The sequence below is a fragment of the bacterium Unc6 genome (assembly GCA_013626165.1).
Classification (GTDB): Bacteria; Omnitrophota; Gorgyraeia; order Velesiimonadales; family Velesiimonadaceae; genus Velesiimonas; species Velesiimonas alkalicola.
The window spans coordinates 58,935-78,634 of record NDHX01000007.1 but is presented as its reverse complement, the minus strand read 5'-3'; the positions used below and the strand labels follow the sequence as shown (position 1 = coordinate 78,634).

The following is a 19,700-nucleotide window of genomic DNA, read 5'->3' as shown; positions in this document are numbered from 1 at the left end:
CCTTCAAACCTGCTTTTATACCACGTCTTTACTGAATATTTACGGTGGGAGAGGGTTGGGGTGAGGGGGGATAGGGGGTCTGTGTCTACTGTCTGAATTGCAGTTAACAACACAGAATTTTGACAACACTACTTTCTCGTGGTAGAATTTTAAATTGATGATAATAACAAAAGAACAATATAAACAGATAGATAAAATTGGTGCTGAACACAACCTCGCTCTTGTAGTTTTGCACGGGTCGCATGCTGTTGGGAAAGTGGTTTCTCTTGAACCGGATGTAGATATTGCCATTTACCGCCGAGGAGGAATTGTTTTTGATGAATATCTACAGCTTATAGGTAAATTCATGGAGGTATTTGGCAATGATATTGATCTTAAAACATTACATAAGAAACCTCCCCTTTTCCTCCACCTGGTAATGAGAGACAGCATCCTGCTTTATGGAGAAACTCTATTCTACAATCAGTTTAAAGCCTATGCATATCGCTGTTATATTGATGCCCAACCCCTCTTTCGACTCCGAGATCACTTGCTTAGAAAAGGAATTGATAAGTTAAAAAAGGAGTGCAAATTAATATGATTGATAAAGAGTTTGTAAAACAAAAAGCAGAGCTAATCCATGAGGATTTAGAATTACTGACTGAATTTAAAAGTCTGACTTTTGAGGAGCTTGTTAGTGAAAATCCCATTCGCTGGAACGGCATTCAGCATTTACTGCAAAAAGTGATTGGTCGTGGAATAGATATCAATCAACACCTAATTGCTGAGACAGCCGAATCCAAACTAAAGGCACCCCAAACCTATACCGAGACATTTCTTGCGCTTGAGGAATTGGGTGTCCTCCCGGAAAATTTTGCCCAAGAAATTGCCAGGAGCGCCGGCTTTAGAAATGCTTTAGTCCACGAATATAACAATTTGGATGAACACATTATTTATAAAACAATGGGAGAGGCAATAGAGCAGTACACAAAATACTGTGATTATATCCTGAAGTTCATAGAATCCTGATTCAAACAGTAGTCGCAGATGGATAAGAAGACCACCCCCACCTTCATCCTCCCCCATCAAGGGGGAGGGTAAAAGAGGAAAAAGTGAATATCTCCTTCTCCCCCCCCTGTGGGAGATTGTCAAAAGTCTTTGCTTTGTCCCCTCTCCCCTAATGGGAGGTAAGTATTCAGTGAACACGTTATTCTTGGTAGCCGCAGGCTTCAGCCTGCGCCGAAGTAACGCAACCTAAAGGTTGCGGCTACCTTCAAACCTGCTTTTATACCACGTCTTTACTGAATATTTACGGTGGGAGAGGGTTGGGGTGAGGGGGGATAAGGGGTCTGTGTCTACTGTCTGAATCACAAAAGGAAGAAAAGACGATTCTTGACTTTTTGCCGGAGGCAGAGGCCCTGCTCGGGACCACGAGAGCAACAAAGGAATATCTGGGGTCAGTGGTTTATCTATGGAGATTAAGAGGAATTAAAAAGCTTATAACTAAATAAAGTGGTAAGTTGTAAACTTAAAACTTAAAACTTAAAACTATGAATAAAGAAGGAAAATATATCTATTGCATAATAGCCCTTAGTGAACCAAGAGCGTTTGGCAGAATCGGAATTGGCAACAGGGGAGATGAGTTGTATACAATCTGTTCTGACAATATCGGAGCAGTAGTGAGCAATTCTCCAATAATAAAATATTTAGTTTCAAGGGAAAACATGCTTGCCCATGAAAAGGCAATTGAAGAAGTAATGAAGGAGCATACAGTCTTGCCAGTCCGCTTTGGCACCATTGCCGAAGACGAAGAAAAGGTTATAAAGATTTTGGGAAAAGAACACCATCGGTTCAAAGATTTACTAGATAAGATTGAAGGCAAAAAAGAACTGGGCCTAAAAGCGATATTCAAAGAAGATGTCATTTATAAGAATATTCTGGAAAAACATGAAGACATAAGGGCATTAAAAGAAAAAATTGCCAAACTCCCTGCTGAGAAGACATATTATCGACGGATGGAAATAGGAAAGATGGTTGAAGCAGCATTGCAGAAAGAGAAAGAGATTCATAAAAAGGTTATTTTAAGTACCTTATCGCCTTTGGCAGTAGAAGTCAAAACCAATGATAGCTATTACGAGTTGATGATTATAAATACCGCCTTTTTGGTGGCAAAACATAATGAGGTGCCGTTTGACCAAAAGGTTCAGGAACTTGATAGAAAACATAGCGATAAAATAAAATTTAAGTATGTGGGGACCATACCACCGTTTAATTTTGTTAACTTAATAATAAATACAGAGGAGGAATATTAAGATGTTTATTATAGATGATTTGTTATTAGCACCTTTAAAAATGTTTACAAAGGTTGCTGAACAGATCAGGGACATGGCTGACAATGAGCTTTATGGTGAGGACAAGATTAAAGGGGACCTCTTGAAGCTACAACTGATGCTGGAGACAGAGGAGATAACTGAGGAGGAATATAACAAGGCCGAGAGTATCTTATTGAAGAGGTTAGAGGAAGCTGCTAAGCGTAAGGAGGGCGAGGAATAGTAGCAAATGCAAAAATTAAAATTCTTAGATAACCCTGATTTACAGTTTATACTCTTTGGCGGCAAAGGGGGAAGCGGCAAGACCACTTCCGCAGCGGCTACTGCCTTACATTTAAGTAAGATTAAACCCGAGAAAAAGATACTGGTTATCTCCATTGACCCGGCCCACTCTTTGGGCGATAGTTTTAACATTACGATTGGCAATAAAATTACTCCTATCGCGGGAAATATCTGGGGTTATGAAATAGATGCTGAAGAGTTACTGAAGAAATACAAAGCCGAACATGGAGCCATAATTAAAAAGATAGCTGAAAGAGGAATGTAATTGCCGGAGATATCCAGATTAAAATTGCCGATGTCGACCTTCTTACCATCAAGATAAGACTTCTGATTGCCTCAGTTGATAAGGCAATGGAAATGGGAATAAACTGGTGGCAAACTGATAGTTTTCTTTCCTCAAAAGCAAAAGAGGCAGAGAAAGAGGAGAGAATCGAGGAACTTGAGGCAGAGGTTAAAAAATTAAAAAGTGAAGCTTAAAAATGGAAATAAGAGATATTGCAAAAATAGCAAAAAAGAATTTAGCTGAACTTACAGGGTTTAGTTCTCCCAATGCAATAGGGATAAACAGAGAAGGGGACATATGGCACATTACTGTAGAAATAATAGAAAAACCTTCGGAAGCAGTTAATCTGGAGATTCTTGGAATTTATGATGTCCGAATAGATGCTTCTGGAGACTTTTTGGGTTATGAAAAGATGCGGATGAGAAAGCGTGGCGATATCCGAAAAGGGTAGATATGAGAACCCTTATTTATGTCCCCATTATACATACAAGCGCTGACCTCGGTTCTCTGGCAAAGGATGAAGCCAAAAGAGGAGTGGCGGATTTAGGTACAGAGGCGTGGCGAGAGCATCAAAAGACCGTAGAGGGTTTTTGGTATGCTTTATCGCTTTATTTTAATTATGGAGTAGATGAGCGGAGGCTTAAGATCTATCAAGCCTTTTTCGCCAAAAATTTGTCGTCATACTCCAGCCATTTTCCTTTTTACCGCCGATGATTAGCCGGCCGGCATATATTTTTTTGTCTTTTATATAGTGCTAACTATAGCATAAAAAATACACTGTCTTGACAAGATAGAATTAAAACATATAATAAAAGCATTATGATAAACTCTATGACAGGTTTTGGCAGGGTTGTGCAAAAATTGCCAAAGCAGGGATCTTTGCTTGTTGAGATTAAAAGCGGTAATCACCGTTTCTTTGACTTAAATTGTAGAATGCCTTCCTTCCTTTCTTCTCTTGAGATAAAGGCAAGAAGTCTGCTGAAAAAGTCAATAACAAGAGGAAGTGTAACTATTTATGTAGAGTTTTCAGTACCTGTTAATTTATTAGATGTTATAAATACCAAAAGAGCAAAAGCCTGTTTTAATTTGCTTAACTGCTTAAGAAAAGATATTGGTATTTCGCAAACTCCGACGCTGGATAATATTCTTTCTATTCCGGGTGTTATATCTACCAACACAAAAGTGAATTCATTAGAGGGTGTTACTTCGTATTTTGAATCCGCACTAAAGTCAGCGCTCCAAAGACTAATAAAAACAAGAAAAAAAGAAGGAAAGATTATTTTAAAAGAAATATCAAAAAGAGCATCTCTTATTAAAAAATATCTTAATAAAATTATAAAATATTTAAAAGAACAGACGAAAAAAAAATCGGTGGCCTCAACATCTGAAACAGATGATGCCATCAGGCAACCATTAGAGAATTTAGGGGGTATTGCAGAAGAGATTAACCGTTTGAAGGCGCATATTGAAAGCATATGTGGGTGTCTGAAACAAACAGGAGAGATGGGGAAAAGGCTTGATTTTCTTGCACAGGAATTACACAGAGAAGCAAACACACTTGGTTCAAAGGTTCAGGATATCAGAATAATAAAAATAGTTGTTGATTTAAAGGGGGAAATAGAAAAAATAAGAGAACAGGTTCAGAATGTGGAATAGGTCGTATGGCAAAATCTAATTTCAAATACTCGGCTCCTCTGGCTGGGCTTAAAGCGCAAGGTCAAATATCCAACACAGTGGGTAAAAACACTTTCAATATCAAAACGAGTAGAAATAAAATATGTATGCTGCAGTTAGGATTCGGGAATATGGTTTCTGCAAATAGAATTATTGCTATTGTGAACGCAAACACAGCACCCGTTAGAAGACTGAAAAATGAAGCAAAAAAAATGCAGAAACTTATAGATGCAACAAGTGGAAGAAAAACCCGTTCGGTTATTATTGTTGATTCGGATCATATAATACTTTCCGCTGCTCAGTCCGAAACGCTGGTGCAGAGATTGTCAAACCAGGACAAAATGTGGGAACAGGGATAGTATTTATTCTATCAGCACCTTCCGGGTGTGGTAAAACAACACTTATAAAAAAACTTGTAAGAGAAATTGAAAATATTGATGTGTCTGTATCTGCAACAACAAGAACGCCAAGACCAACGGAGAAGGATGGGAAAGATTATTATTTTCTTGGCCCCCCTGATTTTAAAAAAAAGATAAGGAAAAATGAATTTATAGAATGGGCGCAGGTTTTTGGAGATTTCTATGGAACACCTAAAAAACAATTGTTAAAAAAGATAAAAGAAGGAGTAGATGTAATACTAAGTCTTGACATACAGGGGACCAAGAACTTAAAATCAATCATAAAAAATTGTGTGACAATATTTCTTTTTCCACCTTCAATTGATGAACTCTATAATAGGTTATCAAAAAGAAATATGGACTCTAATTTAAGTGTTCAAAAAAGGCTGCAAGAAGCAAGAAAGGAATTAAAAACAGCAAAACAATATGAATACTGGATTGTAAATGACAATATAAAATCTGCATATCAAAAACTAAAGTCAATAATTATTGCAGAAAGATGCAAGAAAAGATACGAAAGAAGATATGGAATATGTAACAGTAGAGCCTTTAATAGATAAAGCAGAAAATAGTATTTACAAACTTGTTTTACTTGTATCAAGAAGGGCAATAGAGATTTCAAACAGTGCCAGCGCGCATTCAAACCAGCCGACCTCAAAAAAGGCTACCATGCAAGCCCTTGAAGATGTAAGAACAGGAGTTGTAAGGATTGTTGATAAGTCTGCAAAAAAAAGGAAAGCGGATAAATGAAAAAAGAGGTTCTTATTGGTGTGACAGGAGGTATTGCTGCTTATAAAACCTGCGAGATCATAAGCCTTCTGAAAAAGAAGGGTATAAACATCAATGTGGTGATGACAAAAGAAGCAACAGAATTTGTAACCCCTCTGACATTTCAGACAATTTCAGCCAACCCGGTTGTAGTAGATATGTTTGAACTCCCCGAACAATGGGATCTTACGCATATATCACTTGCAGAAAAAGCTAAGGTGGTTGTTGTTGTGCCTGCAACTGCAAACATACTTGGAAAGTTTGCACAAGGTATAGTAGATGACCTCTTAACCTGTATCCTTACTGCCACAAGAGCACCCATTATTATGTGTCCTGCAATGAACGAGAAGATGTATCTTCATCCTGCTGTACAGGAAAATGAGAAAATCCTAAAAAGACGAGGCGTCAAGATTATCCCCCCCGTAAGAGGAAAACTTGCCTGTGGATATGAAGGCATAGGACACCTTGCCCCTGTTGAAGAAATTATAAAAGAAATAGAAAAGACAATAAACACTCAGTTAACATAGTTTCTGTTGAGCTCAACAGGCGATACAGATGAGGAAAAAAAGTAGAAGAAATGAAAAAAATACTTATATATGATACTACATTAAGGGATGGTGCGCAGGCAGAAGGGATTACATATTCTGTTGAGGATAAGATAAGGATACTTCAAAAAATTGACCAGATTGGTATTGATTTTGTTGAAGGTGGATGGCCCGGTTCAAACCCTAAGGACCTGGATTTTTTTAAAAAAGCATCAAAGATACCCCTAAAAAATTCAAGGCTTGTTTCTTTTGGAAGCACAAGAAAAGCAGGTGTAGATATTAAACAAGATAAAAATATTACATCACTTCTTGATGCAGGCACAAAAGACATTGCTGTTTTTGGAAAAAGTTGGGGCCTTCATGTAAAAGATGTATTAAGAACCTCTCTTGAAGAAAATCTTAATATGATATATCAAACTGTTTTATATCTAAAACAAAAGGAGAAATTCGTAATATTTGATGCCGAACATTTTTTTGACGGGTTCAAAGAAAATCCCCATTATGCGATTAAAACACTTGAACAGGCTATAAGTGCAGGCTGCTGGATGGTGTGTCTTTGCGATACAAATGGAGGAAGCCTTCCATCTTATATAGAAGAGGTGGTAAAAACTGTGAAGAACAGGTTTAATGTACCATTGGGCATACACGCACACAATGATGGCGGGCTTGCTGTTGCAAACTCCATCGCCGCTGTTTCTTCTGGCTGTGTCCTTGTGCAGGGGACTATAAACGGATATGGGGAACGGTGCGGGAATGCAGACCTGTGTGTTGTTATTCCGAACCTTGAATTAAAAATGAAGGAAAAGACATCCGTAGGAGAAAAAAAACTAAAAAATCTTGTTGAAGTTTCAAGGTTTGTAAGTGAGATTGCAAATGTTATTCCTGTCAACAACCAGCCGTTTGTGGGATACAGTGCATTTGCACATAAGGGTGGGATTCACATAAATGCTGTTGTAAAAAATCCAAAAACATATGAACATTTAGTTCCTGAACAGGTTGGAAATCAGAGAAGACTTCTTGTATCGGAGATAGGAGGAAGAAGTGTAATAGCGATAAAGGCTTGTCAGAAATACCCTGAATTGAAAAAAGATACGGAAACTGCAAAAGAAGCACTAAATACTTTACAGAAACTTGAACATCAGGGGTATCAGTTTGAAGCAGCAGATGCATCTTTTGAACTTCTCTTAAGAAATGCGCTTCATAAACATACCAGGCATTTTAATCTTATAGGATACAGGGTAATTGTTGAGAAAAATAGCAGTTCTACTATGCATTCAGAAGCAACAATAAAAATAAAGATAAAAGGAAAACTTGAGCATACATCAGCAGAAGGCGACGGACCTGTAAACGCACTTGACAATGCATTGAGAAAAGCACTTACAGGGTCTTTCCCCAGTCTTTCGCAGATGCATCTTACAGATTTCAAGGTAAGGGTTCTAAATCCCAATGCTGCAACTGCTGCAAGGGTAAGGGTTTTCATACAATCCTCAGATGGTAAGGATGAATGGACAACCGTAGGTGTTTCTGAAAACATTATTGAAGCATCATGGGAGGCTCTTGTTGATAGCATCGATTATAAACTTCTTAAAGATAAAGTAAAGATATGATGCCCACCAGGTACGATCCATCTTTGGTAGAAGAAAAAATCTACAATGAATGGATTTCAAAGGGATATTTTACAGCCCATTCCGATTCTATAAAAAAACATTATTCCATAGTAATTCCTCCTCCAAATATTACAGGAGCGCTTCATTTGGGGCATGCTATAAATAATACATTGCAGGATATCCTGGTGCGAAAACACAGGATGCAGGGGTTTGATACATTGTGGGTGCCGGGAACAGACCATGCGGGTATTGCAACACAGGCTGTCGTTGAAAAAAGACTTTTTGAACAAGAAAAGAAAACAAGATATAGCATAGGAAAAGAAGGACTTGTCCAAAAGATGTGGCAATGGAAGGATGAATATGAATCAAGGATAATAAAACAGCTTAAAAAAATGGGATGTTCCTGTGACTGGGATAAAAAACGGTTTACACTAGATTCTGTATGCGCAAAAGCGGTAAGATATACATTTTTTGAATTGTTCAGGCAGGGGCTTATTTTCAGGGGGAAAAGGCTTGTAAACTGGGATACTTTTTTGCAGACGGCGGTTGCAGATGATGAACTGTATCATGATACCGTAAAAACACATATATGGCACATAAGATACCCACTTACGGATGGAAGCGGGTATCTTATTGTTGCAACCACAAGACCTGAAACGATGTTAGGGGATGTGGCGGTTGCGGTTCATCCGGATGATAAAAGATATAAAAAGTTTATAGGACGTTCTTGTATCCTTCCAATACTAAAAAGACAGATTCCTATTATTGCGGATTCTGTTCTTGTAAGTATGGAATTTGGAAGCGGTTGCGTAAAGGTTACTCCTGCCCACGACCCCAATGATTATGCTTGCGCCTTACGGAACAGACTTTCTATGGTTAACATTCTGAATACGGATGGAACACTTAATGAAAATGCAGGTAAATACAAGGGGCTTGAAAGATATTCTGCAAGAAAGGCCATTGTTGAAGAACTGCAAATCTTGGGGCTTATTGACCGTATGGAGGATTATACAACAGAGATTGCACACAGTGACCGTTCAAAGACACCGATAGAACCGATGCTTTCAGAACAGTGGTTTGTAAGGATGTCTGAGATTGCAAGTCCGGCACTTGATGCGGTAAAAAGCGGAAGAATAAAATTTTATCCTCAAAGGTATGCAAAAACTTTTCTTGACTGGCTCGGAGAAAAAAAAGACTGGTGCATATCAAGGCAGTTGTGGTGGGGACACAGAATTCCGGTGTGGTGGGCAAGAAACTGTGATGAGAAAAAGGTAAAAGAAATATTTGCAAACAGAGATGACATTGCATTAAAGAAAGAAGGGGATACTATTTTTATCTGTTCAAGAGATACCGATATATCTTCTGATGCAATAAAGGGAGCAACAATTGAGCAAGACAGGGATGTTCTTGATACCTGGTTTTCATCTGCCCTGTGGCCATCTGCAACATTAGGCTGGCCTGATAATGAAAAACAGTTAAAAGCATACTATCCTACGGATGTTCTTATCACTGCAAGAGAAATCATAACACTGTGGGTTGCAAGAATGGTTGTAGTCGGTCTTTATAATATGAAGGAAATTCCTTTTAAGGATGTTGTCATACATACCGTTATACAGGATGGGCAGGGAAGGCCTATGAAAAAAAGTTTGGGCAACGGTGTTGACCCGGAAGACATAATAACACTTTATGGTGCAGATGCACTAAGATGGACATTAGCACACATAGCAACAGAAACACAGGATGTCCGACTTCCTGTTAAACGGGTAAAGACTTTTCTTGGAAAAACAGTGAACTCATCAAAACATTTTGAATTAGGGAGAAACTTTGCAAATAAGGCCTGGAATGTATCAAGGTTTGTATTGATGCAGGTGCAGGATAAAAAGATAATTGATATGTTTAATGATGTAGAGAGCCTTTCACTTGCAGATAGATGGATAATATCAAGGATGCAGGTTACGATAAAAGATGTTTCAAACGCATTGGACAATTATCATTTTAGTGAGTCTGCAAACATTGTATACAATTTTGTTTGGAGTGAGTTCTGTGATTGGTATGTTGAAATTGCAAAATCAAGACTCTCAGACCCAAATACATCAAGAATACTTATATATCTTCTTGATAATATACTTAAACTATTACATCCGTTTATGCCATTTATTACAGAACAGATATGGCAAGAGGTTAAAAAGTATATACCGGATGAAAACAAAAGACACATAATAATAGCATCCTGGCCTGTTTGTGACCAAAAATTAATTTCCACAGATGCAGAATCAAAGATGAAAAGTCTAATGCATGTGGTCAGTGCAATAAGAAATATACGGGCAGATACACATATACCCAGGGACAAAATTATAGATGTTACAGTGTGCGTCCAAAAAGAGGCATACAGAGAAGTATTAAAGAATAATCATCACACCATTTCTTTTCTATCAGGGGCAGGAAAAATTACCTTTGAAAAAAACACAACAGTTGTTTCTGATGCGGCAATAAGAGTTGTTGAAGATATACAGATATATATACCACTAAAAGGGATTATTGATATAGAAAAGGAAAAATGCAGGCTGAAAAAACAGATTGATACAACAACAAAAGAAATACAGAGCATTGAAAAAAGACTAAAAAATCCTTCGTTTATACAAAATGCACCCGAACAGGTGGTATCAGAAACAAAACAAAGACTTACTCTTTTAAAACAAGAAAAGACGCTGTTAGAAACAAATATCAAACTAATAAGCCCTTAGCACCAGAACACCAGTGCACCAGTGCACCAGTTGCTTCCAAGTTTTTACGGGGCCTGGTAAAGTGATTCGTTTCGTTATGCCTCGGAATAGGTTAAACTATTTTTGTTTTAGTATTTTGATACCAGTTATGTTTTCCTCCATGTCTTATAAAAACACAATCTATGTTCTCTAATTGCCTGATTAAGTCTTTTCTTTTCACGCCACTTCTAACTCAGCAAGTTTTCTGACGCAGGGAATTACACCGCCAATCAGGTCGTTATATAAATCTTTTAAATTTTCTTTTAATTCATTTAAAGTTTCTCCCTGCGTTATGTAGTCAGGATATTCTTCCAAATAGCCGAGCCACATATTATCGTCTTGCCAATGCACAAATCTTGTGGTATCCATAATTTCCTCCTGGTATAATCTTCAGGTGTAAACTTAAGGATTATACCTGGTTACACAGATTTTGAAAAGATTGCAGGGTCTGATGAGTTTTTCACTAATTCAGCGGGTGGCTGATAGCCACCCGCTGGAATAAATTATTAGCCCATTCCCTTAATCATTCTTTCATATTCTTCATGAGTGCCAATCCAAACCCAAATAAAGTCTTCACCATCCTCAATCGCAAGCGCCCTATGATTAATTCCAGCTCGTACTGACCAAAACTTACCAATTTTCTTGAAATGGAGGGATGGGTGCGAAGGGTTCGTTTTGAGCAACTCAAAGTTTTTCTTTGATACCTTTTGAACGGCAACAGGAAGATTCTTAAAACACTTCCAAAAGCGGTTTATTGTTAGATGCATTTAGAGTTCCTTGAGATTTCCCTGTTTTTTTTCATCAATAGCTTCCTTGATCAGAAAATCCAAATTTCCCGATTCTGAGTCTACTTCAATCTGTCTATCCCATTTTTTCCAATCCCTTTCATAAAACCACTCTCTCAAACGAGCATATTCATCGTCTGAAAGCGATTCAATTGTAGCTTCTATTTCCTCTATTTTTAGCATATCTAATCTACCCCCTTTTTCTATAAATCCTTTAAATTCATTCCGAGAGTGTAAGCTTGTTCCAGATATTCTGGCTTTTTTAATACTGATCCTTTCTCCATTATATCACCAAAGAAAAACATATTGATTATTTTAGGGTCTGATGAGTTTTTCAGCAGACCCTATTTCACAAAAGGCTTGCGGATTCTTTGTCTAAATACATATAAACATCGGGGTGTTTTTGCAAGGCCGATGCAGGACAATCTGGTGAAATCTTTTCCTTAATCGCACTCCTTATAACCTCTGCCTTTCTCTTATCAGGGGCACAGCAGATGATTGTTTTGCTTTTTAATATGTGTTGGACTGACATAGATATTGCCCTGCCTGGCACATCTTGTATAGTTTTAAACCAACCTTCCTTGTATTGCTGTATTTTACATTTTTTGTCCAATTGGACAACAATATATGGTTTTTTTGTCTTAAAATCAGCAGGAGGGTCATTAAAGGCAATGTGTCCGTTTTCTCCGATTCCTATAAACGCGACATCTACGGGATGTTTTTTAATTATTTCCCCGAGCCTTGCGCATTCTGTTTCAGGATTAACATCTGCATTTATAAAATAAAAATTGTTCAACGGGAAAGGCAACCTGCTTATAAACCTTTTCCAGAGATAAAGCCTGAAAGATGCAGGGTGTGCAATAGGCAAACCTATATACTCGTCCAAATGAAATCCGACAATTTTATTCCAGTTTATATCTTCTTTTAATAAATTTTCAAGCACTTGAAACTGTGATAGACCTGTTGCAAGAATAACATTGCAATAGCCTCTTTGTTTTATTGCTTTTTTTATAATTTGAGTTCCGACACTTGCCGCTTTCTTGCCAAGTTCTTGTTTGTTCTTTACAATTATTATATTCATACTTCTCTCTCTACTCTGGTGCTCTGGTGACTGGTGCCATGGTGCACTGGTGACTGGTGCCATGGTGCACTGGTGACTGGTGCGCTGGTGCTCTGGTGCACTGGTGCTCTGGTGCTCTGGTGCGCTGGTGCTCTGGTGCACTGGTGCTCTATCCTACTATGGGTATATTGTATATTTTAAAATCAAACCCGCAAAAACTATTGATACTATTGGCATAAGCTTAAGAAGTATGTTTAAAGAAGGACCCGATGTATCTTTTAATGGGTCGCCTACGGTATCTCCTACAACAGCCGCCTTGTGTGCATATGACCCCTTCCCCTCGTGTTTTCCGCCTTCTATGTACTTCTTTGCATTGTCCAGCGCACCGCCTGCATTTGCCATCATAACAGCAAGAACAAAACCACTTACCAGAGAACCTGTAAGCAATCCTATCAAGGCCTCAATACCCATTGTAATTCCAACAACAATAGGAGAGCATACTGCAAGTATAGATGGCGCTATCATTTCTTTCTGTGCCCCAGCAGTAGATATTCTTACACATCTTGCATAGTCCGGTTTTGCGCTTCCTTCCATAATTCCAGGTATTTCTCGGAATTGCCTTCTTACCTCTTTTACGATACCCTGGGCCGTACGACCAACTGCCCGCATTGTAAGAGAAGAGAAAAAGAAAGGAAGCATACCTCCTATAAAAAGTCCTGCAATAACCCTCGGATTTATTATACTTAAATCTAATGCCATATCTAAATGGATATTAAGCCTTGCTGCGACTATTTCAACCTGACTTTTGTATGCAGCAATAAGCGCAAGCGATGTAAGAGCAGCACTTCCTATTGCAAATCCTTTTCCTGTTGCCGCTGTTGTGTTGCCAAGTGAATCAAGGGCATCTGTTCTTTTTCTTACCTCGGGTTCAAGATGAGACATCTGTGCATTTCCGCCTGCATTGTCTGCAACAGGTCCGTATGCATCTGTTGCAAGCGTTATACCGAGAGTTGAAAGCATACCAACTGCTGATGCAGCAACACCATAAAGGCCCACATTAAGTTGATGGACATTTGATAAAAACACAACACCGTTTGCTGTTGCAATAACTATGGGAAGATAATATGAAAAAAGTATTGCAATTCCTACAATAATAACAGGAATAGCAGTTGAAAGCATACCAACTCCTAATCCTGCTATGATAACTGTTGCAGGACCTGTAACAGAAGCATCTGCAATTGTTTTTGTAGGATGATATCTATCAGATGTAAAATACTCTGTGCTTAAACCTATAAGAACACCCGCAACAAGCCCTATTAGAATTGCCCAATAAACACCGATATACTGCATGCCTAGTACAGACCTTATAATAAAGAACGAAAGTATTGCAATAAGCATCGCGCTTGTAAATGTTCCTCTTCTCAGTGCAGCAAGAAGAGCACCCTGTTCTGCCTGTTCTTTTGATCTTACAAAAAATGTGCCTATTATAGAAGCAACAATCCCTAAGGCTGCAATTGTCATAGGAACTGTAACACCTCCCTTCCCAAGTCCTGCTGCAACTGCAAGTGCAGATGTTGAAACTATTGCACCCACATATGATTCATAAAGGTCAGCACCCATTCCTGCAACATCACCCACATTGTCTCCTACATTGTCTGCTATAACCGCCGGGTTTCTGGGGTCATCTTCAGGTATTCCTGCTTCTGTTTTGCCCACAAGGTCTGCTCCCACATCAGCTGCTTTTGTAAATATCCCGCCTCCGACACGGGCAAAAAGAGCCATTGAAGATGCGCCCATACCACAGGAAAGCATTACCGATGTTATAGCCCCTATCTTATCAGCAACACCGCCCGGTAAGGGATAGACACTGTAATACCAGTTTAAAAAATAATACCAGATAGAAAGATCTAAAAGCCCAAGCCCTACAACTGTAAGTCCCATAACAGTACCACTTGAAAACGCAACCCTTAAGCCCAAATTAAGACTTTTACGGGCTGCGTTTGCTGTTCTTGAACCTGACTGTGTTGCTATGGTCATTCCTATAAAACCGCTTAAACCAGAATAAAATCCTCCTGTCAAAAATGCAAACGGAGTAAATATTACAACAAGGTCCAACATTGCCATTACAAGAAGGGCCACAAATATACTTGCAAAAAATATTGAAACAATGAAGTACTGTCTTTTAAGATATGCCTTTGCCCCTTCTCGGACAGCAGAGGCAATCTCTTTCATCCGCTCTGTCCCCTCTGAAAGTTTTAGGATACTGGCTGCAGAATATGCAGCAAAACCCAGGGCAATAATTGAACCAACCGGCGCTAACAATAACAAATCCATTCCTCCTCCTTTTTATTCAAGAGTAAGCAATTTACCAGAGAGCATCTGTCTTCTTACTTTATACTTCTTACTTTAACTACTTTACCTTTTTTAATTGCAGAACTTTCAAGCCTTACAATTCTTACTGCTTCAAGGGATGTTTCAGGTGGGACCTCTTCTATCTGTTTATTTGTTTCTATGCAATTTAGAAAATATTCTATTTCTGCTTGATATGCGTTAACCACAGGTATTTGAGGATACCGGGGTTCTTTATCCTTTTCATACAAACAAAGTGTAGGCTTGTTATTACAGTTATACATAAGAACCGCATTTTCAAATGTCGCTAAAAAAGCCATTGTGAACGGGTATCCGCCTTCTGTAATCCATCCTCCTTCTAATGTGCAGACAGGACCGTTTGAATAAAGATAATGTGCAACAACATAATTTATGCCCTCTCCTATAGATTCTTTTACTTTACCCTGTGCAAAAACAGATGAAGGATTGCCCAATAACCACAGCGCGGTATCAACATCATGTATATGAAAATCAAGGATTGCTTCTCCACCAAGTTTTGGATTTAGTATCCAGTTCTTCCAGCTCCATCTTGGAGTACTTCCAAGCCTTGTGAATACTACTGAAAGCAATGTGCCGAACCCCCTGCTATGAACTGCGTCTTTCAAAAAAAGATATTCAGGCCAAAATCTTAATACATGTGCCACCATAATCTTTACATTATTAGCCTTACAGGCATCTATCATCCTTTGCGCTTCTTTTACATTTCTTGCCATAGGTTTCTCACAAAGCACATTCTTACCCGATTCAGCCGCTTTTACTGTGTGTTTACAGTGAAGAAAAGTAGGGCAGGACAAATCCACCATCTGAATACTTGAATCTTTAAAGATATTATTTGGGTTTATAGTGGTTTTTACACCAGAAAGGTTAACAACATTTTGTCCTGTTTCAATATTTCCCTGAACACTTTCAGTGCCCTTTAATCTTTTAATATCTTTGTCGCATACTGAAACTACTCTGGCATTTTTTAAGTTTCCATAACAGGAATAATGAACCCTGCCCATAAATCCAAAACCTATTAGTCCAACATTTATCATTTTTCCACCTCCAGAATTTTGTCCATAGCCATAGAGACTTGTTTTATTAAACACTCGGCAAATTCGGGTTTAGGGAAAAATTCTGCCACACAATATGAATCATACCCAACACCCCTCAATGCCTTCATTACTTCCTTCCAGTTAACATCTCCATACAAAAGAGGAACAAACCCATCAAGTGTGCCTATAGAATTTTTATAATCCTTAAAATGAACCTTTTTTATTCTATGCCCCAGTATATCTATCCAGTGCTGGGGATGCCCGCTATAGACAACATTGCCTATATCAAAATATGCGCCCACATAGGGACTGCCGATTTTGTCTATAAACTCTGCCATCTCAAGGGGACTTAATAACATCCTGTTCCATACATTTTCAATTCCTATACATACCTTTTCTTTTTCTGCATCAGATGAAAGAACTTTTAATGATTCCGATGCCCTTTTATGTGCTGTTTTATAATCAACTATTTCTGCATCAGGAACCCATGGCACAGAAACCCAGCCGGGGATTACAAGTATAGTATCTACACCCAATATACTGCCCGCTTTAAGCATTGAACGGATAATATCTGATGCTTTTTGAGAAACTTTAAGAGAATCTGATGTAAGGGCATATTTCCAGAACAGCCCCGAGGCAAGGCTTGATATTTTTAAGTGATGAGACTCTATTTTTTTTCTTAAGATTTCTACATCTGAAAGTTTTGTGTCCTGTGTAATCCATTCATCTTCTCCGAAACAAACCTCAATTGCAGAAAAACCTGAATCTTTTGCAACCTCAAGACTTTTTTCCAATACCTGTGTCTTTGGAAACGCCCACTGATTAATAGATTTTTTCATCTCTCTCCTTTCTGCAACCATTTTTTAAGGTCCTTAATAGTTTTTTGTATATCTTTTATTTGTTGTTCTCCTTCTATTTCACGCTCAATAATCAGCTCTTTGTTAAACCCTATTTCTTTTAATTTAGAAATAAACTCAGGGTACCGCACCATACCACTACCCACAGGGACTTCTCTGCCAAGATTTTCGCCATCTGTCGGACATAAACCATCCTTAATATGAATATTTCTGACATATTTACCGAATACAGACAGGGCATCTATGGGGTTGCCCTTGCCATACATCAGTAGGTTGGCAGGATCCAGATTGATTCCAAGGTTATCAGTACCAATTCTTTCTATGGTTCTTAATAAAACCACGGGGGTTTCCTGCCCTGTTTCAAACCAGAATTCTAATTTTTTTCTTTTACAATACTCAGATACCTCTTTAATAGCATCTACAACCTGTTGATAATTTGGATCAGTTATATTTTCAGGTATAAATCCACAGTGAGTAATAATAGAAGGACTTCCCACTTGTTGGGCAAAATCAGCCCATTTTTTAAGAACTTTTACTCTTTTTTGACGGTACCTTTTGGGCATCAATCCTAATGTTGTAGGACCTGTCTTAAAATTCCATTCTGCAGGTCCTGGCCATCCAGCCCAAAAACCGCAGATACGCACACCTGCTCTGTCTGCTGTTTTTATAACATTATCAGCCACATTACCCTGAGCCAAAGATATATCCCAGCCTGCCAACTGGCAAACATTTAATCCGAATTGTCGGACATATTCAAAACATCGCCCTTCCTTGCCTAGTTCACTAATAACCCCTATTTCCATTTCTACCCTCCCGCTAGGACAGAGCACCAGCCACCAGAGCACCAGAGCACCAGCCACCAGAGCACCAGAGCACCAGCCACCAGAGCACCAGAGCACCAGGCATCAGAGCACCAGTCACCTGTTACCTATTCTTTGGCCAGTCTGCAACTATGGGTGATGCAATAAAAACAGATGAATAAGTTCCGATAATTATACCAATAAGAAGTGCAAATGTAAAGTCATGAATTACTTCACCGCCTAAGAAAAACAATGCTCCAACCGCTAAAAGTGTTGTAATAGATGTCATAAGTGATCTTGAAAGAATCTCATTTATACTCAGGTTCATTATGCTGATAATATTTTCTTTTGCCTCTTTCCTTTTTTCCTTCATATTTTCTCTTATTCTATCAAATACAACAACCGTATCTGCCATTGAGTATCCAGCGAGTGTAAGAAGTGCTGCAACAATCTGCAGGGTTATTTCCTTGTTCATTATTGAAAATATACCTACAACTGCCACAACATCATGAAATGTTGCGATTGTCGCTGCAACACCAAATTTAAAGTCAAACCTGAACGCAATATACATTGTAAGAACAATTGCGGCAGCTATTACCGCAATGAGTGTTTTTCTCTGCATTGCCTTTCCCACAACAGGACCAACCTCTTCTGTTCTTTCTACTCTGAATTTTCCTTCACCGATATTCTTTTTAAGTGCCTCTGTGATTGTATCAGAAACATTCCCGCCTTCGCCCTTAATCCTTATTATTAAACCTCTGTTCCGTTCATACTGTTGTAAGAAAGCATCCTGTAGGCCTGCCTGTTTTAGTATGCTCCTTGCTTTACCGATATCCATTGCCTCATTAAAATGGATCTGCATAAGTGAACCACCTGTGAATTCTATTCCCCAGTTTGGCCCCTTATGATAGATAAGTGATACAATGCCTGTTAAAAGAAGAAGAAAAGAAAATGTATATGCCACCTTTCTTTTCCCTAAAAAATCAATGTTCGTTTTTGGAACAATTCTGAACATACCTTCCTCCTATTTTTTCTTAGAGCACCAATGCACCAGAGCACCAGATATGTATTGTATCAAATTTTTAAATTTTTTGTAAATAAAAAAATCTCCCAGAGCCATTTGTACTGTGCCTATTTTTAACCCCCTCGCACAAGGCCCTGCAAAAAAATGCTTGCTGTAATATAATTGATAGGATAAAATACTATGGGGTCAACTCTATTTTCTCTAAAAAACCAATGTAGTATTATTAAAAGAAGAAAATAGAGTTGACCCCATTTACAAAGGTCAATATGAACTTGAATAGGGTCTAATGAGATTTAATAAAGTGTTAATAGTTGGCGCAGGCCTTATAGGCGGTTCTATAGGACTTGCATTAAAAAAAAAAGGAATTGCAAAAGAGATTATAGCCGTTGGAAGAAGAAAAAGTTCAATCCGAAAGGCAATGAAGTTAGGTGCTATTGATAGAGGCGGACTCTGCATTGAGGATTGTGTCAAAGATGCAGAATTTGCAGTAATATCTACGCCTGCCTGTTTGGTGCCGGGTTATACGGCAAAGGTTTTATCTTTAAATCCTGACTGTATAATTACTGATGTGGCCAGCACCAAGTCCGATATTTTAAGGGATATTTCTAAATTAAGGGGGAAAGAAAGATTCATTGGAAGTCATCCGATGGCAGGTTCGGAAAAAAGCGGTGTTGAGTTTGCAAGGGACAATATTTTTCAAGACTCAGTCTGCGTTATTACGCCGGTTAAATGGACAAACAATAGATTTCTTAAAATAGTTTCAGGATTCTGGGAGTCTATCGGTTGCAGGGTAAGACTGATTGGACCTTCTGAACATGATAGACTTGTTTCAATGTTTTCACACCTTCCCCATATTGTTGCCTGCTGTCTTATTTCTTCTGTGAAAGAAAAAGATTCTTGGATATCTTCAACCGGTTTTAGAAATGCTACAAGATTAGCATCTGCTGATTCTGTTATGTGGAGAGATATTTGTATTACGAATAAAAGGGAAATCCTTAACTCATTAGAAAAATTTAAGAAGCATTTGCAAAAAATTAAATATATAATAGAAAAAGACAAATGGGATAGCCTGCATAAGTTTTTTGAAGATGTAAAAAATAAAAGAGAAAGGATAGTTTAAAATT

At 38.3% G+C, this 19,700-nt stretch carries 23 protein-coding genes and 2 pseudogenes; 15 read left to right on the top strand and 10 right to left on the bottom strand.

The features are described 5' to 3' along the window. The first annotated feature begins 157 nt into the window (after nucleotides 1-157). The 14 genes and pseudogenes from B9J78_04405 (at nucleotide 158) to B9J78_04340 (ending at nucleotide 10,610) form a co-directional block, all read left to right on the top strand. On the top strand, nucleotides 158-580 hold the full coding sequence (locus B9J78_04405) for a hypothetical protein (protein ID MBA2124160.1): 423 nt from the start codon (nucleotides 158-160) through the stop codon (nucleotides 578-580). Next, nucleotides 577-1,008 (top strand): hypothetical protein, encoded by a 432-nt coding sequence (locus tag B9J78_04400; protein ID MBA2124159.1) that lies wholly within the window; start codon nucleotides 577-579, stop codon nucleotides 1,006-1,008. Before B9J78_04405 ends, B9J78_04400 begins: the two co-directional genes overlap by 4 nt. 521 nt (nucleotides 1,009-1,529) lie before the next feature. Beyond that, nucleotides 1,530-2,291, top strand: a complete 762-nt coding sequence (locus B9J78_04395; GenBank protein MBA2124158.1) for a gas vesicle synthesis GvpLGvpF — start codon at nucleotides 1,530-1,532, stop codon at nucleotides 2,289-2,291. A 1-nt stretch (nucleotide 2,292) separates the two neighbouring features. Then, the gene (locus tag B9J78_04390; protein ID MBA2124157.1) at nucleotides 2,293-2,532 is read left to right on the top strand and encodes a hypothetical protein; all 240 of its coding nucleotides are present in this window, start codon (nucleotides 2,293-2,295) and stop codon (nucleotides 2,530-2,532) included. A gap of 6 nt (nucleotides 2,533-2,538) precedes the next feature. Further along, nucleotides 2,539-3,068, top strand: a pseudogene (locus B9J78_04385) (hypothetical protein). Between the two features lie 2 nt (nucleotides 3,069-3,070). Then, a complete protein-coding gene (locus tag B9J78_04380) occupies nucleotides 3,071-3,325 on the top strand; it encodes a hypothetical protein (protein ID MBA2124156.1) in 255 nt (84 codons plus the stop codon). Between the two features lie 2 nt (nucleotides 3,326-3,327). Continuing rightward, a complete protein-coding gene (locus B9J78_04375) occupies nucleotides 3,328-3,588 on the top strand; it encodes a hypothetical protein (GenBank protein MBA2124155.1) in 261 nt (86 codons plus the stop codon). A 105-nt stretch (nucleotides 3,589-3,693) separates the two neighbouring features. Next, nucleotides 3,694-4,530 carry a YicC family protein gene (locus tag B9J78_04370; GenBank protein ID MBA2124154.1) on the top strand — a complete coding sequence of 279 codons (837 nt, stop codon included), beginning with the start codon at nucleotides 3,694-3,696 and terminating at the stop codon, nucleotides 4,528-4,530. Nucleotides 4,531-4,655: 125 nt separating this feature from the next. Next, on the top strand, nucleotides 4,656-4,907 hold the full coding sequence (locus B9J78_04365) for a hypothetical protein (GenBank protein ID MBA2124153.1): 252 nt from the start codon (nucleotides 4,656-4,658) through the stop codon (nucleotides 4,905-4,907). Next, nucleotides 4,892-5,506: a guanylate kinase gene (locus tag B9J78_04360; GenBank protein ID MBA2124152.1), complete on the top strand. Its 615-nt coding sequence runs from the start codon at nucleotides 4,892-4,894 to the stop codon at nucleotides 5,504-5,506. Before B9J78_04365 ends, B9J78_04360 begins: the two co-directional genes overlap by 16 nt. Continuing rightward, nucleotides 5,472-5,696 carry a hypothetical protein gene (locus tag B9J78_04355; protein ID MBA2124151.1) on the top strand — a complete coding sequence of 75 codons (225 nt, stop codon included), beginning with the start codon at nucleotides 5,472-5,474 and terminating at the stop codon, nucleotides 5,694-5,696. The genes B9J78_04360 and B9J78_04355 overlap by 35 nt, the downstream gene beginning before the upstream one ends. Continuing rightward, the gene (locus B9J78_04350) at nucleotides 5,693-6,241 is read left to right on the top strand and encodes a hypothetical protein (GenBank protein ID MBA2124150.1); all 549 of its coding nucleotides are present in this window, start codon (nucleotides 5,693-5,695) and stop codon (nucleotides 6,239-6,241) included. The genes B9J78_04355 and B9J78_04350 overlap by 4 nt, the downstream gene beginning before the upstream one ends. Before the next feature lie 50 nt (nucleotides 6,242-6,291). Beyond that, on the top strand, nucleotides 6,292-7,866 hold the full coding sequence (locus B9J78_04345) for a citramalate synthase (GenBank protein MBA2124149.1): 1,575 nt from the start codon (nucleotides 6,292-6,294) through the stop codon (nucleotides 7,864-7,866). After that, nucleotides 7,863-10,610 (top strand): valine--tRNA ligase, encoded by a 2,748-nt coding sequence (locus B9J78_04340; protein ID MBA2124148.1) that lies wholly within the window; start codon nucleotides 7,863-7,865, stop codon nucleotides 10,608-10,610. The genes B9J78_04345 and B9J78_04340 overlap by 4 nt, the downstream gene beginning before the upstream one ends. Before the next feature lie 94 nt (nucleotides 10,611-10,704). On the opposite strand, the pseudogene B9J78_04335 reads toward B9J78_04340, so the two are convergent. The 10 genes and pseudogenes from B9J78_04335 to B9J78_04290 form a co-directional block, all read right to left on the bottom strand. Beyond that, nucleotides 10,705-10,773 (bottom strand): annotated as a pseudogene (locus B9J78_04335) (addiction module toxin, HicA family). A gap of 32 nt (nucleotides 10,774-10,805) precedes the next feature. Then, complete coding sequence (locus B9J78_04330; protein ID MBA2124147.1) at nucleotides 10,806-10,997, bottom strand: hypothetical protein; 192 nt, start codon at nucleotides 10,995-10,997, stop codon at nucleotides 10,806-10,808. A gap of 137 nt (nucleotides 10,998-11,134) precedes the next feature. Continuing rightward, a complete protein-coding gene (locus B9J78_04325; GenBank protein ID MBA2124146.1) occupies nucleotides 11,135-11,395 on the bottom strand; it encodes a hypothetical protein in 261 nt (86 codons plus the stop codon). Next, complete coding sequence (locus tag B9J78_04320; GenBank protein MBA2124145.1) at nucleotides 11,396-11,596, bottom strand: hypothetical protein; 201 nt, start codon at nucleotides 11,594-11,596, stop codon at nucleotides 11,396-11,398. 166 nt (nucleotides 11,597-11,762) lie between these two features. Further along, nucleotides 11,763-12,494, bottom strand: coding sequence for a glucosamine-6-phosphate deaminase (locus B9J78_04315; protein MBA2124144.1), 732 nt, complete (start codon nucleotides 12,492-12,494; stop codon nucleotides 11,763-11,765). Nucleotides 12,495-12,650: 156 nt separating this feature from the next. Continuing rightward, nucleotides 12,651-14,807, bottom strand: coding sequence for a sodium-translocating pyrophosphatase (locus B9J78_04310; protein ID MBA2124143.1), 2,157 nt, complete (start codon nucleotides 14,805-14,807; stop codon nucleotides 12,651-12,653). A 53-nt stretch (nucleotides 14,808-14,860) separates the two neighbouring features. After that, nucleotides 14,861-15,895, bottom strand: a complete 1,035-nt coding sequence (locus B9J78_04305) for a hypothetical protein (GenBank protein ID MBA2124142.1) — start codon at nucleotides 15,893-15,895, stop codon at nucleotides 14,861-14,863. Beyond that, nucleotides 15,892-16,734, bottom strand: a complete 843-nt coding sequence (locus tag B9J78_04300) for a hypothetical protein (protein MBA2124141.1) — start codon at nucleotides 16,732-16,734, stop codon at nucleotides 15,892-15,894. The genes B9J78_04305 and B9J78_04300 overlap by 4 nt, the downstream gene beginning before the upstream one ends. After that, nucleotides 16,731-17,555 carry a hypothetical protein gene (locus tag B9J78_04295; protein MBA2124140.1) on the bottom strand — a complete coding sequence of 275 codons (825 nt, stop codon included), beginning with the start codon at nucleotides 17,553-17,555 and terminating at the stop codon, nucleotides 16,731-16,733. Before B9J78_04295 ends, B9J78_04300 begins: the two co-directional genes overlap by 4 nt. 121 nt (nucleotides 17,556-17,676) lie before the next feature. After that, nucleotides 17,677-18,567 carry a protein translocase subunit SecF gene (locus B9J78_04290; protein ID MBA2124139.1) on the bottom strand — a complete coding sequence of 297 codons (891 nt, stop codon included), beginning with the start codon at nucleotides 18,565-18,567 and terminating at the stop codon, nucleotides 17,677-17,679. A gap of 295 nt (nucleotides 18,568-18,862) precedes the next feature. Between B9J78_04290 and B9J78_04285 the strand changes: the two genes are divergently transcribed. Beyond that, nucleotides 18,863-19,696: a hypothetical protein gene (locus tag B9J78_04285; protein ID MBA2124138.1), complete on the top strand. Its 834-nt coding sequence runs from the start codon at nucleotides 18,863-18,865 to the stop codon at nucleotides 19,694-19,696. Nucleotides 19,697-19,700: the final 4 nt, after the last annotated feature.